Below are 16,064 nucleotides of genomic sequence, written 5' to 3'. Positions count from 1 at the left end.
CGCGGCCGTCCCGGTCTCGCTCTTCAAGCGCACGCCGCTGCGCCACTTCCGGCAACTACCCGGTCCCGAGATCCGACGGTTGTTCCATCGCGCGCCCGAACCGTTCGGCGATTCCACCGATCGCGAACTGCTCGCCATGGCCCTCGGCGCGACCCTCTACGTGCCCGCCACCCGCGCCGACCTGACCGCCACCATCACCCGGCGTGCCGAACGCGGCGTCTGCTCCATGGTCATCGACCTCGAGGACGCCGTCGCCGACCACGACCTGGAGTTGGGCAAGCGCCAGGTGGTGGCCACCCTCGACGCCCTGGCCGCGGGCACCGACCCGCATCCGCTGCTGTTCGTGCGAGTGCGCGACGCCGACACCATCGGCGAGATCGTGGACATGCTCGGCGGCGGAGCCAGCGCACTGATCGGGTTCGTCTTCCCCAAATTCGACAGCTTCTGCGGACCGAAATACCTCGACGCCATCACCACCGCCTCGGAGCGGTTGGGCCGCAACGTCTTCGGCATGCCGGTGCTGGAATCGCCGGCGCTGGTGCACCGGCAGAGCCGCGACGAGGAACTGCAGACCATTCGCGAACTGCTCGCGCCCCAGCGGGAGCGGGTGCTCGCGGTGCGCATCGGTGCCACGGACATGTGCTCCAACTTCGGCATCCGCCGCGACCGCGATCTCACCATCTACGACGTGCGAGTGGTGGCCGACGTGATCGCCGATATCGTCAACTACCTCGGGCGGGTGGACGGCACCGGATTCACCATCACCGGGCCGGTGTGGGAGTACTTCGCCGACCACGAGCGCATGTTCCGGCCGCTGCTGCGCACCTCGCCGTTCGCGGAATCGGATGCGGTGCCCTTCCGCCAGTATCTGGTCAGCCGCGACCTGGACGGGCTGCTGCGCGAGATAACCCTGGACCGCGCCAACGGGATTCAGGGCAAGACGGTCATCCATCCCTCGCACGTGGCGGCGGTGCACGCCCTGTCGGTGGTCACCCACGAGGAGTACGCCGACGCGCTGCACATTCTCGAGGCCGACGTCGGCGGCGTCGCCGCCTCGGAGTACCGCAACAAGATGAACGAGATGCGCCCGCATCGCAGCTGGGCCTTGCAAACCCTGCTGCGGGCCCGGGTGTTCGGCGTCACCAACAAGGGTGTGTCGTTCGTGGACCTGCTGAAGGAACTGGTGGCATCGTGAGCTTCGCGCCGTGGGCGACACGGGAACTGGGATTGGAACTGCGGCACGGGGATTCGTTCGTGCCGTCGCGGTGGCGCATCGCCGAGCTGATCGAACCCGGATTGCGGCGCAATCCACGGCGGGCGCACCTGCTGGTCTCGACCGTGCTGGGCAAACATCTGCCCACCGATCCGCACCGGGTGATCGACGCGGGCAACCGGCTGGGCGACCTGGTGCTCGAGATGCTGGGGGAGGCCGGTGGCGGGGGACGCGGTGTGGCGGCGGTCGTACTCGGATTCGCAGAGACCGCAACGGGTCTGGGCCACTGCGTGGCGGCGCGGATGCGGGCCGAGTGCTATCTGCACTCGACCCGGCGCGACGTGGCGGCGGCCGAGACCCTGACCGGATTCGAGGAGGGCCATTCGCACGCCACCTCGCACCTGCTGCAACCCATGCCCGCCGAGATCTTCCGCAACGACCTGCCCATGGTGCTCGTCGACGACGAGATCTCCACCGGCGCGACCGCCATCGACGCCATCCGCGCACTGCACGAATTCACCCCGCGCCCGCGCTATGTGCTGGCCTCGCTGGTGGATATGCGCACCGACGCGGACCGGGCGGCCTTCGACGCGGCCGCCGCCGAGCTGGGCGCGCGCATCGACACCGTCTGCCTGGCCTCCGGGCAGACGCTGCTGCCCGAGCGGCTGATCGAATCCGTTGCCGCTCTGCCTGATCCGGAGCTCAATCCGGTCGCGGCCCGGCGTGGCGAGTTCGCCCGGATCGAACTGCCCTGGCCGCACGATGTGCCCGAAGGCGGGCGGCACGGCCTGCTCGCCGCCGACGCGGCCGGTTTCGAGGCGGCGCTGGCGACCACCGCCGAACGGCTGCGCTGGGAACTGGACGCACTGCCCTGGTGGAGTGACGAGCGTTCCGGCCATCAGGCCGCCACCAGGAGAACACCGGGCAGCCGCGCGGCGGGTGCGCTGGTGGCCGACCCCGCGTCCGGTCACGGCGGTGTGCGGACGCTGGACGACCAGGGTGCCGTGGAGGCTGCCAACGGTTCCACACCGGATCACGCCGGGGCGGTGCGGCCGGTGATCGTGCTCGGGCACGAGGAGTTCATGTATCTGCCGCTGCGGCTGGCGGCGGCGCTGGCGGACGCTGGCGTGCCCGCCCGGTACCAGACCACCACGCGGTCACCGGCGTACGTGCTGGATGAGCCGGGCTACCCACTGCGGCGCGGATTCCGTTTCACCGCACCGGAACCCGACGACATCCCCCGCTACCTCTACAACGCCCACTGGCCCGAGCCGGGCGCGGCCGACCCGATCCTGCTGGTGGTCGTCGACACCCCCGCCGACACCGAGCGCCTCACCGAGCCGGGCGGCCTCGTCGACGTCCTGACCGCCTCCGGAGCCGATGTGGTGCTCGCCGTCGTCCCCGACGCCGACCCCCGCGCCCTCGCCGCCGCCCGCACCGACTGCCGGACGGCGTCGAAGGCGGCAGCCGGGACCGCCGCGACCATGGCCGACGCAGCGGGCGTTACCGCCGTGAGCGGTGCGACAGCGGGCGTCGGCACCGCGCTCGGCGCGCTGCCGGAACCCCTGCGCGGGCCGGAGTTCGGGTCGTACGCGCCGGACGAGGTGGCCTGGCTGCTCAAGGATTTGTCCGGGGCGGATCTGGAAGCCGATGTGGCGGAGCGGGAGCGGCGGATTCAGGCCGGGGTGGCGCATTACGCGGAGTCGCTGCCGATGGAGTATCAGCCCGACGCCGCGTATCGGGAGCTGTTCGACCGGGTGCTGGACGAGAGCGCCGAACGACTGGCGCTGGCCGTGGCGACGGTGGCCGAACTCGTTGTCGCCGAACGTGGAGACGAGGTGGTGCTGGTCTCGCTGGCGCGGGCCGGGACGCCGGTGGGTGTTCTCATGCGCCGCTGGCTGCGTCGGCGCGCACCGGCGCTGGAGGTGCCGCACTACGCGGTGTCCATCGTGCGCGATCGCGGTATCGACGCGGTGGCACTGGATTACCTCGCCCGGCATCATGATCCGGCGCAGATCGTCTTCGTGGACGGATGGACCGGCAAGGGGGCCATCACCCGCGAACTCACCGCGGCCCTGGACGCCTACCACGCCGCGGGCGGCGCGCGCTTCGACGACGAGTTGGCGGTCCTGGCCGACCCGGGCGGCTGTGTGCGCACCTACGGCACCCGCGACGACTTCCTCATCGCCTCGGCCTGCCTGAATTCCACGGTCTCCGGTCTGGTCTCGCGTACCGTGCTCAACGACACCCTGATCGGCCCCGGCGAATTCCACGGGGCGAAGTTCTACCGCGAACTGGCGGCCGACGATGTGTCCGGCCACCTGCTCGACACCGTGAGCGCACGGTTCGAGGCGGTGCGCCCCCGGGTGGCCGACAGTCTCGCCGCTCTCCTCGCCGCCGACCGCAGCCCCACCTGGGCGGGTTGGGATTCGGTCGAGCAGGTGCGGGCCGAATACGGCATCTCCAGCGTGAATTTCGTGAAACCCGGCGTCGGCGAGACCACCCGTGTGCTGCTGCGGCGAGTGCCGTGGAAGGTGCTGGTGCGCGAGGCCGACGCCCCGGAGCACGCCCATATCCGCATGCTCGCGCGGGCGCGCGGGGTACCCGTGGAAGTAGTACCCGAGCTGGCCTACGCCTGCATGGGATTGATCAAGGACGTGAAGCAGTAATGGTGGACCGAAGACCCTCGCCGAACCGCAAGACCCTCATCGCCACCGATCTCGATCGCACGATGATCTACTCGCGCAATGCCTTCGGGGAGACGCCCGAGTTGCGCACGGTCTGCGTGGAGCACCTGGAGGGCGCTCCGCTGTCGTTCATGACCGTCATCGCCGCGCAGCGCATGGCGTCGCTCACCGCCCCGGCCGCGGTGATCCCGACCACCACCCGAACCATCAAGCAGTTCAACCGGATTCGACTACCCGGTGCCCCCTGGAGATTCGCCATCACCAGCAACGGGGGCAATATCCTGGTCAACGGCATCCCCGATATGCGCTGGCGCATCGACCTCGACGCCGAGGTGCGCGCCACCAGCGCAACGCTTTCCGAGGTCAGCGCCGAACTGCGCGCCCGCATCGACGACTCCTGGGCCACCAAGTTCCGGGTGGCCGACCATCTCTTCTGCTACCTGGTGGTCAAACCCAAGCTCGTGCCCGACGGTTTCCTCGCCGACTGGGACGCCTGGTGCCGGGAGCGCGGCTGGTCGGCCTCCCAGCAGGGCCGCAAGATCTACAGCATGCCCACGGCGGTCTGCAAGAGCCGGGCCGTCGCCGAGGTGCGCCGCCGCCTCACCGCCGCCGGGGAGCTGCACGCCGGTGCTCGCCTGCTCGCAGCCGGGGACGGCGCGCTCGACGCCGAGATGCTGCGCGCCGCCGACTCGGCCATCCGCCCCCGTCACGGTGAGCTGGAGCAGCTCGCGTGGACCCACCCCAACCTCACCGTCACCCGCAGCACCGGCATTCTGGCCGGTGAGGAAATGATCGACTGGATGCTCGACCGCTCCGAAACCCGCTGAGCGTTCAGCGCCACCGGTCCAGCAGCCGCCCGGCCTCGGTGGCGAGGGCGTGCTGCAGGAACGGTCCGAAGCTCACCCGCGCCGCTCCCGCCTTGGCGAAGACCGCAGGCTCCCCGGACTCCGGCGCGGCGATGGCATTGACCGGCAGCGGGAGTTCGCGGCACAGGCGGCGCAGCACGTCGGGGTCGTGGCGACCGACCGGATAGAGCACGTCGGCGCCGGCCTCGGCGGCGAGTTTCAGCCGGGTGACGGCACTGTCGAAGCGGTCGGTCGGAGCGTCGGCGGCGGGTCGCACGAAGACGTCGGTGCGGGCGTTGACCACCAGGTGGACGCCGGTGGCATCGGCGCTCTGGCGCAGCGCGCCGACCCGGTCGGCGTGTTCGGCCGGGTCGCGCAGCCGGCCGCCCTCGCTGTGCACGGTGTCCTCGATGTTCAGGCCCACCGCTCCCGCCTCCAGCAGCCCCTCCACCAGGCGCTCGGCGTCGAGCCCGTAGCCGGATTCGATATCCACCGAGACCGGAATATCCACGGCGCCGGCGATTTCGCGGACCCGGGCGATCACGTCGGTGAACGCCATCCCCTCGTGGTCGCTCTTGCCCATGGCGTCCGCGAGTGGATGGCTGCCGACGGTGAGCGCCGGAAATCCCGCTTCCCGCACCAGGGTTGCCGACCAGGCGTCCCATACGGTCGGCAGGATCACCGGATCGCCGGGGCGATGCAGGGCGAGAAAGGCCGCCGCCTTGTCCTTCAGCTCGATCATCCCTCGATCCTGCGCCATCGAACCGCCGGACGCTATGGGGGAACGCCCACCGATCGGCTCACCGCAGCGCCTGCCGGGCCGCGCGCACCAGCAGCATGGCGCTCGTCGCGCCGGGATCGATATGTCCGATACTGCGTTCGCCCAGATACGACGCGCGCCCCTTGCGGGCCCGCATGGGCGCGGTCGCCCTGCGGCCCGCCTCGGCGGCGGCGACCGCCGCCTCCAGCGCGGTAGCCGGGCCGGAACCCACGGCCAACTGCCGGTCGAGGCAGTCAGCGGCCGGGGCGAGCGCGTCGACCATGGTCTTGTCGCCGCGTTCGGCCTTGCCGCGCGCCATCACGGCCTCCAGCCCGGCGCGGAACGCCTTGGCGAAAGTCGCTACGTCGGTGGCGGATTCGAGGCCGTCCGCCACCCGTAGGAAGAAGGTGCCGTACAGCGGGCCGCTGGCACCGCCCACCGTCTGCACCAGGATCGTCCCGGTCTGCTTGCACACTTCGGTGGCGCTCGCCCCGGGCGCGCCCGCCAGGGCCGCCACCGCCGCGGCCGTGCCGCGCTGCATATTGATGCCGTGGTCGGCGTCGCCGATGGCCGCGTCCAGCGCGGTGAGTTCGGCGGCGCGCTGATCGATCAGCGCCGCGTAGGACCGCACCCAGGCGGCCGCGTTCAGTTTTGCCATCACATCCCCCATCGCAGGGCCGGGGTGCGCACGGGCGCATCCCACAGCGAAACCAGATCGTCGTCGAGTCGAGTCAGGGTCACCGAGCAGCCGGCCATATCCAGCGCGGTGATGTACGGCCCCACCAGCGACCGGGCGATGTCGATGCCCTGCCCGCGCAGGATCCGCGCCACCTCGTCGAACATGACGTACAGCTCGATGAGCGGCGTCGCGCCCATCCCGTTCACAAAGCAGAGCACCGAATCGCCGCTGGTGAACGGCAGATCCGCGAGCAGCGGCTCGACCAGCACGGCGGCTGTCTCGCGGGCGGGCGCGAGCGGCATCCGCTCCCGTCCCGGCTCCCCGTGGATACCGATGCCGATCTCCATCTCGTCGTCACCGAGTTCGAAGGTCGGGTGCCCGGCCGTGGGCACCGTGCACGAGGTCAGGGCCATCCCCATGCTGCGCGAGCGGGCGTTCACTGTTTCGGCCACCCGCAGCACCTCCTCGAGCGGCCGGCCCGCCGCGGCCGCCGCCCCGGCCATCTTCTCCAGCACCACGGTGGCCCCGACGCCGCGTCGCCCGGCCGTGTACGTGCTGTCCTGCACGGCCACATCGTCGTTCACCACCACCGCCCGTACCTCGCCGCCGGATTCGGCCTCGGCCAGTTCGGCGGCCATCTCGAAGTTCATGACGTCGCCGGTGTAGTTCTTCACGATGTGCAGCACGCCCGCCCCGGCCTCGACGGCCGCGGTGGCGGCGAGGATCTGGTCCGGGACCGGGGAGGTGAAGATCTCCCCCGGACATGCCGCATCGAGCATGCCGGGCCCGACGAATCCGCCGTGCAGCGGCTCGTGCCCGGATCCGCCGCCGGATACCAGGCCCACCTTGCCCGGTACCGGTGCGTCCGCGCGCACGATCAGTCGTTGCTTGGTGTCGATGCGCAATTCCGGATGGGCGGCGGCCATTCCGGCGAGCGCCGTTTCGACCACATCCCCCGGACGATTGATGAGCTTTTTCACCCGAACGCTCCTTCTGGCGAAAGCCGGTCCGAATTCAGGCTCCCATCACGGCCGCCCGCGTGCGTCGGATTCGCGGCTATTCCGCGTTCGCGTCGTCGCCGGTGACCGCGTCGCCGCCGAGCAGCGGTGTCTCGTCCTCGAGGGTGCGGGCGAGTTCGATGTCGGCCACCAGCTGCACCACCAGTTCACGCAGCGGTGAGGTCGGCAGGTGGTGGGCGGCGAATTCGAAGGGTTCGGCGATGTCGAGCCCGCCCCGGGCGGCCGCCGTGATCACCCACGGAATGCCGACGCCGTCGGGCGCGACGCCGAGTCGTTCCCGCAGCACGTCGGCGGTCTCGTTCATGAACCCGGTGCGCCGGGCCACCGCATCGGTCATCAGTTCGTCGAGTTCGGCGCGGCGCAGCTCCAGCGCGCCCATATCCGCGCCCCGCTCCTGCGCCCGCGTGGTGCGCACCGACCCGTCCTCGAACACCTGGAAACCCTCGTTGATGGCGGTGGTGCCGAGAGTCACCTCGGTTTCGGCGAGATCCGGGAGGACGCGCAGACAGTCGAGCACGGCGTCCAACGCGGTGACCAGCCGATCGCGGATCTCGCGTCTTCGCCGCCGCTCGCGGTCGGCTTCGTCGCGTTCGGCGAGCACCTGCTCCGCCGCGCGGCCGATCCGGAAGGCCAGGGCCGTGGATTCGGGGGCCCACCCGCCCGGCGGCACGTACTCGCCGACGCGCGGGGTGACCGTGTCGAGGAAACTGTTCACCGCGTCGAGCAGGTCGTGCAGTTGTTCGCGGGACACGCCGGGGTGCCGGAACGCCCGCAGATACTGTTCGTGCGTTACCGCCGGATCGCCGCGCCCGGTCGGCCGCTGTCCGGCCGCCGGATCGACTCCACCGTCGCTCACCCAGCCGATACTGCCACGGCGGGACCTCCCGGCGGGGCACCGACAGCCCACATCCGGCGTGCCCCGGTGGGTGGCGGTACTCGGCGGTGTCGCCGATCAGTGCTGCTGCTGGGCGTTCAACTGCTGCATGATCACACTGTGCAGGCGTTGCAGACCGCTCGGCGTGATCCCGCTCTGGAGCTGGCCCTCGAGGGTCCGGACCAGGTGGGAATCGTCGAGCACCTTCTCCGACGACTGGATGAGCACGGTGCCCGCGCCGGTGAAGTCGAACTGCCGCTCCTCACCGGAATTCACGCCGAAGCGCGCCGCCCCGGCCGCCAGGAAGCTGGAGATCCAGCGCTCGTCGTAGTGATGGCTCGGCGAGGGGCAGTCCGCCCAGCCCACCAGCGCCTCCGGATCCACCCGCAGCGGCGGTTCGGCGAACATGACCGGGCCGTTGGAGGAGGCCAGGAACTTGCCGGTGCCGATGAGGGTGAGGAAGCCGGGCACGATCGACTGGTTCAGCGACAGGCCGGGCTCGAAGGCCAGCAGATTCGCGGCGCGCACGGTCAGGTTGCCGTCGTCGAGGTCGTAGGAGTTGATGTCGTAGCCGCGGTCGCCGATGATCAGCTTCCCGTGGCCCTCCGCCACCACGTAGTCGCCGGTGAACAGCGGCGCCGAGAACTGCTGCGACACCATGTGCATGAGATTGCCCTGCAAGCCGTGCGCGAGCGACTGGAACCGCATATCGCCGTAGTAGGCGATCATCGCGCCCTTGCGCATGAACCAGGGTTGGGTGAGATCGATGCAGAAGGCGTAGTGGTTGCCCGGAAGATTGTCGCTCTCACCGAGATTCATCGGGCTCAGCATCTGCGGCTGCTGGCCCTGATGCCCGCCCGCGAACTGCTGCTGACCCGGATCCTGGTATCCCCCTTGCTGATTGGGGTATCCGCCGGGCTGCTGGTAGCCGGGCTGGTAGCCGCCAGGCTGATTCGGGTAGCCGCCCTGAGGATTCTGGTAACTCATCGCTTCACAGCTTCTCTTCGGATGCCTGCACGTATACGACGCCTTGGCCGACGCAGTGCAGCTGCATCGCCTCGCCCGAACCGCGCCCGACCGCGTCGCGCCAGCTCATCGCCGCCTTCAGTTCCGTCTGCACGTTGCCGTAGGCCGCCACGAACGCCTGCGGGTCCACCACCACCGGATTCGGTCCGCCGACCTGTAATTCGATGAATCCGCCGTGGCCGAGCAGCACCGCCGCGCCCTGACCGGACAGCTGGGTGGTGAACAGGCCCTGCCCGGTCAGCACTCCGGCCGCCGCGCCGCGCAGCGCGCCCATCAGGCCGCCGCCGCGACCGCCCTGGCCGCCCGAACCCGCCACCGACACAACCGAACTCTGCAACCCGGCGGTGTTGGCCAGCAGCCGCGACGCCTCCACGCGCAGGGTCGCGCCGGGCTGCATGTGCACCACATGCACCTCCAGACCCGCGAACCCGTAGTGCACCTCGCCGTTGCCCTGGGCCAGCATGGTGCGCTCGTGCTCGCCCGTCATCATGCGCCCGGCCATGCCCATCAGACCGCCCATGCCGCCCAGCTGGCTCGCGCCGGGGATCTGGTGCGGGGAGAAGGAGATATCGCCCTGGTAGAAGAGCATCGCGCCGGTGCGCGCGACCACGCCGCCCGCCTGGCCCGCGTGGACCTTGACGACCTTGCTGTTCACTTTCTCGAACATCGCGTGCGCCCTCTCACCGCTCGGCGGGCTGGATCGACACCACGCCCTGCCCTTCCCAGCGCAGCGAGAACGCCTCCCCGCCACCCTGGCCCATGACCGACCGCCACGAAACATCGGTCACGAAGGACTGATTCAGATTGCCGCGTGCCGCCACGAACGCATCCGGATCCACCACCAGCGGATACTGCGGCGACACCTCCAGATGAATGAGCGGGCCGCCCGCCGACAGCAGCGCCACCTGACCTTGGCCGGTCACCTTGGTGGTGAACAGGCCCGCGCCCGTGGCTCCGCCGCGCAGGCCCGCGAAGGTCACGTCGGTGCGCAGATTTCCGGCGAAGGCCAGCAGCTGCTGCGACTCCACCTGGAGCGTGTCGTTGTTCAGGTTCACCACGGTGACGTCCTGGCCGTTCACGGCGAAGAAGACCCGCCCGTTGCCCGAACACTCCATGAGTGAGAGCGATTCGCCGGTGGCACGGCGCTTCAGGCCCGCCAGCACGCCGTCGCCGCCGCCGAAACCGGCGCTCTTGAACTGGATGTTTCCCTCATAGGCCACCATCGACCCGGAGATCGCCCGGATACTGCCCCCGGCGAGCTGCGCCTCGATGACCCTCTTCGATTTTTCGAACAACTGCGCCATGGGTGGTTCATGTCCCCCGGGGGTACTCGGACTGTCGCCGCAACCCTAACCGAAAACCCTCGGCGCAGGTACGGCGTGTTTCTCGTAGAGTGGCTGACGAACGCACCGACAAGCGAAGGGTCGATCTTGTCCGCAACACTGGTTAAGGGCCAGAACGGTCCGCTGGCCGTCAACGACGTCGTGATCTCGGTTCAGATCGGCGCGCCCGCGGATGTGTCCGCACTGCTGGTCACCGAGAACGGAAAGGTCCGCTCCGACGCCGATTTCGTCTTCTTCAACCAGCCCAGCGGTCCCGGCGTGAACCTGCAACCCGCGTCGTCGGGGCAGCCCGCCGCGCTGGCGGTGTCGCTGTCGGCGGTGCCCGCCGACATCGCGCAGATCCGGGCCGTCATCACGCTCGACACGCCCGGCGGCAGCTTCGGGCAGATTCCCGCGCCCGTCGCCTACGTGTCCGACCAGTCCGGGAACCCGTTGTTCGAGTACCGGATCGAGGGGCTCAGCAGCGAATCCATCGTGATCGCGCTGGAACTGTATCGGCGCCAGGGCGGTTGGAAGGTGCGCGCCGTCGGGCAGGGCTACGCCGGTGGTTTCGCCGCGCTGGTCACCGATCACGGTGTGCAGGTGAACGAACCGGCCGGACAACAGCAGGCACCGCCGCCGCAGCCGCAGGCGCCCGTCCCGCCGACCCCGGCCACCCCGCCGCCGGGTCAGTACCCGCCGCCCGTGCCGGACTACCCGCCCGCCGGTGGCTACCCGCCGCCCGGACAGGGCGGTTACCCGCCCCCGGGACAGAGTGGCTATCCACCGCCGGGGCAGGGTGGCTACCCGCCGCCCGGTCAGGGCTATCCGCCGCCGGGACAGGGCTACCCGCCGCCCGCACCGGATTACGCGCCGCAGGGCGGCTTCCCGCCGGGCGGTCCCGGTGGTTATCCGCCGCCGGGGCAGGGTGCTCCCGGCGGTGCCGCACCCGGCTTCCCACCGTCCGGCCCCGCACCCGATCGCGACCTGCCGCAGTCCGGCGGCGCGGTCAGCCTGGTCAAGGGTCAGCGCGTCAACCTCCGCAAGGAGGGCGGCCAGGCGCTGACCTATGTGCGGATGGGTCTGGGCTGGGATCCGGTCAAGCGCGGCGGCATGTTCGGCAGCCGGGCCGTGGATATCGACCTGGACGCCTCGGTGATCCTGTTCGCGGGCATGAACGTGATGGATGTCGTCTACTACGGCAGCCTGACCTCCAAGGACGGCTCCATCCGCCACTCCGGTGACAACCTCACCGGTGAGGGCGCGGGCGACGACGAGCAGATCATGGTGGACCTCACCCGGGTTCCCGCTCCGGTCACCACCATGCTGTTCATCGTGACCTCCTACAAGGGGCACACCTTCGAGCAGGTCACCAATGCCTTCTGCCGACTGGTGGACGCCAATGGCGACAGGGAGCTGGCGCGCTTCACCCTGGCGGGCGGCATGCCCTTCACCGCCATGGCGATGGCGAAGCTGTCCAAGTCCGGATCGGACTGGAAGATGGAGGCCATCGGCGAGGGCTTCCAGGCCAAGCATCCGGGCGAGGCGGTCCCGCAGCTGGCCCGCTTCATCGGCGGCTGAGCCGCGCCGGCAAGGACGAGAGCGGGTGCCCGCGAACCGGAGTGGTTCGCGGGCGCCGTGGTATTCGCGGACCGGTCACCGGTGGGCGGCCGCGGCGACCCGGCCCGGCCGCGGCCGCAGTGGGCGCGGCAGCCACGGGAAAACCGGATCCGCCGTGTGGTCGAGTACGCCGCCCACCGGATCGTCGGCTCCGTCCCGGCGCACGAGATCCTCGGCGGGGCGGTAGATCTGCCGAACTATCAGGACGCACAACGCGACCACCGCGATATCGCGCAGGATCACCGTGCCGGTGAACCATTGCTCCGGTACGCCCTTGCGGTCCTCGCCGAGGTAGTAGTACATCCGCGGCACCCACACCAGTGCGTCGACGGTCATCCACGCCAACAGGATTCGCCGATGCGGCAGCGCCAGCACCGCCAGCGGCACCAGCCACAGCGAGTACTGCGGACTCCATACCTTGTTGGTGAGCAGGAAGGCCGCCACCACCAGGAAGGCCAGCTGCGCCAGGCGCGGTCGCCGCGCCGCCGTCAGCGCGACCCAGGCGATGCCCGCACAGGCGGCCAGGAACAGCAGCAGCGACACCAGATTCAGGATCGACGGCGTCTCACCGGAATTCAGGTAGCCGTCGAATCCGGCCCAGCCGGTGAAGGAGGTGATGACGTTGTACACCGAATCCGGATCCGCGTGCCGTTCGGTGTTGAGCCGGAAGAACTCCCACCAGCCGTTGGGGTACAGCACCGCGATGGGCAGATTCACCGCCACCCAGGTACCGGCCGCGGCGGCGACGGCCGTCAGCCCGGAACGCATGGGGCCCAGCCGATGCCAGGACAGCGAGGTGCCGTAACCCTCGTCCCCGAGCCGCTCGGCGCGCAGGCACAGCACCAGGATCGGTCCGAGCAGCAGCAGCGGATACAGCTTGGCCGCACCACCCAGGCCCAGCAGCACCCCCGCCAGCACCGGTCGCCGCCGCGCCCACGCCAGCAGGCCACCGGCCGCGAAAGCCGTTGCGAGAGCGTCGAAATTGGTGAACGCGTGCACCAGCACCAGCGGCGAGCACGCCACCAGCGCCGCATCCCAGACGCGGCGACCGGCCAGCAGCGCGGTTGCCCACACCGTCACCAGCCACGCCATGGCCAGCCCCAGCGCCACCACATTGAAGTAGATGACCACCTGCAGCGCGCCCGGCAGGCCCCACAGCTGGGAGGCGGCGTCCCAGGTCTTGGCGACCTGCATGGATCCGTACTGGTACAGGCCCGACAGCACCGGATACTCCATGTACCGCACCTGCGGTTCGCCGTCCGGTCCGGTCTCGGTCCACTGCTTCTTGTACGGGAACGCGCCCTCGTTCAGGCGCTCGGCCCCGTAGAGCGGCACCGTATCCGAATAGCACATGGCGATGTACTGGCGGCCGTCGTTCCAGTCCAGGCCGATGACCCCGTTGTCGTCGACGGTCTGCTGAATGCACGGGGCCTTGCTGCCCCAGCCGAGCGCCAGGAAGATCACCGCGAAGGCGAACAGCACCCGCATGGGCGTCCAGAACCGCACCCGCCCGATCAGCGCGTGATCGCCGACCGGACCACCGGTGAGGGTGCTCAGTTGGGCGACCAGGGAGTCGTTGCGACTGGGCTTGTCCCGATCATCGGCGGAGCGCAGATCCCACGCCAGCGGCGCGGGTGCGGCGTACCGCCCCGATATTTCGCGCATCGGCCGTCCCCCGCCCGTGTCCGCGCCGCCGGCCGACGAGTGCTCGTCGGCCAGCGGCGCGCGCACCAACTCCTGCTCGATCACGGCAAGAGGCTACCGGTTGTTCGGTGACCCGTAGCCGTTGCCATTGTCCGACCGCGGTGTGGGCGCGGGCGCGGTCGTCAGCGGTGTGCCGTCCGACGGCGCGACCGGCTGGCCGGGCAGCGGTCCGTCATCGGAGGGGCTCTGATTCTGCGGCATGTTCTGCGGGGTCTGTTGCTGCGGATTCGGCGCCAGCCCCGGAATATTCAGCGTGAACGGCCCCACCTGCACCGGGCTCTGGGTGATGACCACCGGCGGCTCCGCCGGGGCCTCGGACGACGGCGCGGTGTACGGGGCCGACCACGATGGCACACCGGCCTGGCCGCCGATGGCGCCCGGCTTCGGGAACTTCACCTTCGGCTGGCCCTCGAGCGCGCCGTCCATGGTGTCCTTCCAGATGTCGGACGGCAGCCCGGAGCCGTAGATCATGCCGCTCGCACCGCGCAGTGGATCACCCTGCTCGGTGCCGACCCACACCGCGGTGGACAGCTGCGGGGTGTAGCCGACCATCCACGCGTCGCGGTTCTCGCCGGTGTCGCCGAGCTGGTGGGTGCCGGTCTTGGAAGCGGACACCCGGCCGCCCGCCAAGCCGTGGTTGCGCGAGTACGCGGCGATGGGCTCCATGGCGGCGGACACATTGTCGGCCACCGCGGACGAGACGCGCTGCTCACCGGCCACCTCACCGCGATCGAGCAGGACGGTGCCGTCGGAGGCGACGACCTTCTGCACGAAGTGCGGCGCGTGGTAGACGCCGGAGGCGGCCAGGGTGGCGTACGCCGAGGCCATATCCAGCACCCGCACCTGGTACTGGCCCAGGACGATGCCGTTGTTCGGGCCGACGCCGCCCGGCTCGGTGAGCGTATCGCCCACGCCCGGGATGCTGTCCGGAATGCCCAGCTTGTGCGCCATATCGGCGATCTTCTGCGGGCCGTTGCCCGGCATGTCCAGCATCATGCGGTAGAAGCTGGTGTTGAGCGAGCGTTTCAACGCCTCGGCGATGGTGCACGTACCGCACTGCTCGCCCTCGACATTGGTGATCTTTATGCCGTTCACGGAGACCGGGGAGCTGTCGTACAGCGTGGACAGCGGCTTGCCCATCTCGAGGTTCTGCGCCAGGCCGAATACCTTGAACGCGGAACCGGCGGGCAGGCCCGCGCTGGCGAAGTCGAAGCCCGCGCCGTTGTCGCCGCCGTAGTACGCGCGCACGGCGCCGGTCTGCGGATCCACCGACACCACGGCGGTGCGCAGATTCTCCGGCTCGCCCTGCATATTCGAGGTCACCGCGTCCACGGCGGCCTGCTGCGCCTGCGGGTCGATGGTGGTGGTGATCTGCAGTCCCTCGGTATTGAGCTGCTGTTCGCTGATGCCGGCGGCGCTCAGCTCCTCCAGCACCTTGGATTTGATCAGGCCCTCCGGGCCCTGGTCCAGACTCTTGTCACCCAGCGAGGCGATCGGGACCACCTGCGGGAACTGAATGTTCGCGCGTTCGGCGGCCGGCAGCTTGCCACTGGAGACCATGCCGTCGAGCACGTACTTCCAGCGCTCCTCGGCGCCCGTCGGATTCTTCTCCGGGTCCAGGTTGGACGGCTGCTGAATGGTCGCCGCCAGCACCGCGCCCTCGGAAACGGTCAACTCCTGCACCGGTTTGCCGAAGTACGCCTTGGCCGCCGCGTCGATGCCGTACGCGCCGCGCCCGAAGTAGATGGTGTTCAGGTAAGCGGTGAGAATGTCGTCCTTGGACCACTCCTGCGCCATCTTGACCGAGATGACCAGCTCGCGCATCTTGCGGGTGAGCGAGCGCTCGTTGCCGACCAGCGCGTTCTTCACATACTGCTGCGTAATGGTGGAGCCACCGCCCGCGGTGTCCTTGCCCATCAGGTTGTCGCGCAGCGCGCGGGCGAAACCGCTGAAGGAGAAGCCCGGATTGGTGTAGAAGTCGCGGTCCTCGGCCGCCATCACGGCATTGCGCACGTGCGGCGGGATCTGGTCGATGGTGACGTCGGTGCGGTTGCCCTCGGGCGGAACGACCTTGGACAGCACCGTACTGCCGTCATTGGCGTAGATCAGGGCGACCTGGTTGTTCTTCAGATCGCCAGGACGCGGCACCGACGCGGTCGAGTAGGCGAGCAGGAAGACCGTGCTGGGCAGGATGATGCCCAGCGCCAGCAGCACGTAGAGGGTGCGGCGCACGATCTTCCACGGCGAGCGCTTACGGCCCGCGCCAGGGCGGGAACCGCCGCTGCCGCTGCCGCCGCTGCCGCCACCGGGTCGGC

General features: G+C 69.9%; 13 protein-coding genes. 4 read left to right on the top strand and 9 right to left on the bottom strand.

The window, feature by feature from the left end:
• The first annotated feature begins 37 nt into the window (after nucleotides 1–37).
• Genes QMO76_RS28480 through QMO76_RS28470 form a run of 3 tightly spaced genes read left to right on the top strand, consistent with a single transcriptional unit; the run spans nucleotide 38 to nucleotide 4,727 of the window.
• Complete coding sequence (locus tag QMO76_RS28480; protein WP_306364546.1) at nucleotides 38–1,195, top strand: HpcH/HpaI aldolase/citrate lyase family protein; 1,158 nt, start codon at nucleotides 38–40, stop codon at nucleotides 1,193–1,195.
• Nucleotides 1,192–3,882, top strand: coding sequence for a phosphoribosyltransferase domain-containing protein (locus QMO76_RS28475; protein WP_306364425.1), 2,691 nt, complete (start codon nucleotides 1,192–1,194; stop codon nucleotides 3,880–3,882). The genes QMO76_RS28480 and QMO76_RS28475 overlap by 4 nt, the downstream gene beginning before the upstream one ends.
• Nucleotides 3,882–4,727 carry an HAD family hydrolase gene (locus tag QMO76_RS28470; RefSeq protein WP_306364424.1) on the top strand — a complete coding sequence of 282 codons (846 nt, stop codon included), beginning with the start codon at nucleotides 3,882–3,884 and terminating at the stop codon, nucleotides 4,725–4,727. The genes QMO76_RS28475 and QMO76_RS28470 overlap by 1 nt, the downstream gene beginning before the upstream one ends.
• 4 nt (nucleotides 4,728–4,731) lie before the next feature.
• Here the strand turns inward: QMO76_RS28470 and QMO76_RS28465 are convergent, their stop codons facing one another.
• The 7 genes from QMO76_RS28465 to QMO76_RS28435 all read right to left on the bottom strand — a co-directional run bounded on the left by QMO76_RS28465 (nucleotide 4,732) and on the right by QMO76_RS28435 (nucleotide 10,407).
• On the bottom strand, nucleotides 4,732–5,487 hold the full coding sequence (locus tag QMO76_RS28465; protein WP_306364423.1) for an isocitrate lyase/phosphoenolpyruvate mutase family protein: 756 nt from the start codon (nucleotides 5,485–5,487) through the stop codon (nucleotides 4,732–4,734).
• 58 nt (nucleotides 5,488–5,545) lie between these two features.
• Nucleotides 5,546–6,163: a dihydroxyacetone kinase subunit DhaL gene (dhaL, locus tag QMO76_RS28460; protein WP_306364422.1), complete on the bottom strand. Its 618-nt coding sequence runs from the start codon at nucleotides 6,161–6,163 to the stop codon at nucleotides 5,546–5,548.
• Nucleotides 6,163–7,164: a dihydroxyacetone kinase subunit DhaK gene (gene dhaK / locus QMO76_RS28455; RefSeq protein WP_306364421.1), complete on the bottom strand. Its 1,002-nt coding sequence runs from the start codon at nucleotides 7,162–7,164 to the stop codon at nucleotides 6,163–6,165. The genes dhaL and dhaK overlap by 1 nt, the downstream gene beginning before the upstream one ends.
• A 76-nt stretch (nucleotides 7,165–7,240) precedes the next feature.
• Nucleotides 7,241–8,059, bottom strand: a complete 819-nt coding sequence (locus QMO76_RS28450; RefSeq protein ID WP_306364420.1) for a hypothetical protein — start codon at nucleotides 8,057–8,059, stop codon at nucleotides 7,241–7,243.
• 96 nt (nucleotides 8,060–8,155) lie between these two features.
• Entirely contained in the window at nucleotides 8,156–8,908 is a 753-nt protein-coding gene (locus QMO76_RS28445) for an AIM24 family protein (protein ID WP_306364545.1), read from the bottom strand.
• A gap of 160 nt (nucleotides 8,909–9,068) precedes the next feature.
• Nucleotides 9,069–9,770 (bottom strand): AIM24 family protein, encoded by a 702-nt coding sequence (locus QMO76_RS28440; RefSeq protein ID WP_306364419.1) that lies wholly within the window; start codon nucleotides 9,768–9,770, stop codon nucleotides 9,069–9,071.
• Between the two features lie 13 nt (nucleotides 9,771–9,783).
• Nucleotides 9,784–10,407, bottom strand: coding sequence for an AIM24 family protein (locus QMO76_RS28435; protein ID WP_306364418.1), 624 nt, complete (start codon nucleotides 10,405–10,407; stop codon nucleotides 9,784–9,786).
• Nucleotides 10,408–10,533: 126 nt separating this feature from the next.
• On the opposite strand from QMO76_RS28435, the gene QMO76_RS28430 reads away from it, so the two are divergent.
• The gene (locus QMO76_RS28430; RefSeq protein ID WP_306364417.1) at nucleotides 10,534–12,006 is read left to right on the top strand and encodes a TerD family protein; all 1,473 of its coding nucleotides are present in this window, start codon (nucleotides 10,534–10,536) and stop codon (nucleotides 12,004–12,006) included.
• Between the two features lie 75 nt (nucleotides 12,007–12,081).
• Here the strand turns inward: QMO76_RS28430 and QMO76_RS28425 are convergent, their stop codons facing one another.
• Both QMO76_RS28425 and QMO76_RS28420 read right to left on the bottom strand, forming a co-directional pair.
• Nucleotides 12,082–13,710: a glycosyltransferase family 87 protein gene (locus tag QMO76_RS28425; RefSeq protein ID WP_306364544.1), complete on the bottom strand. Its 1,629-nt coding sequence runs from the start codon at nucleotides 13,708–13,710 to the stop codon at nucleotides 12,082–12,084.
• A gap of 93 nt (nucleotides 13,711–13,803) precedes the next feature.
• On the bottom strand, nucleotides 13,804–16,064 hold a 2,261-nt coding region (locus QMO76_RS28420), incomplete at its 5' end, for a transglycosylase domain-containing protein (protein WP_372342110.1).

This window comes from Nocardia sp. CC227C (genome assembly GCF_030767025.1).
Taxonomy (GTDB): Bacteria; Actinomycetota; Actinomycetes; order Mycobacteriales; family Mycobacteriaceae; genus Nocardia.
Note: the sequence above shows the minus strand (reverse complement) of the source record. Positions and strands in the feature narration are given on the sequence as shown.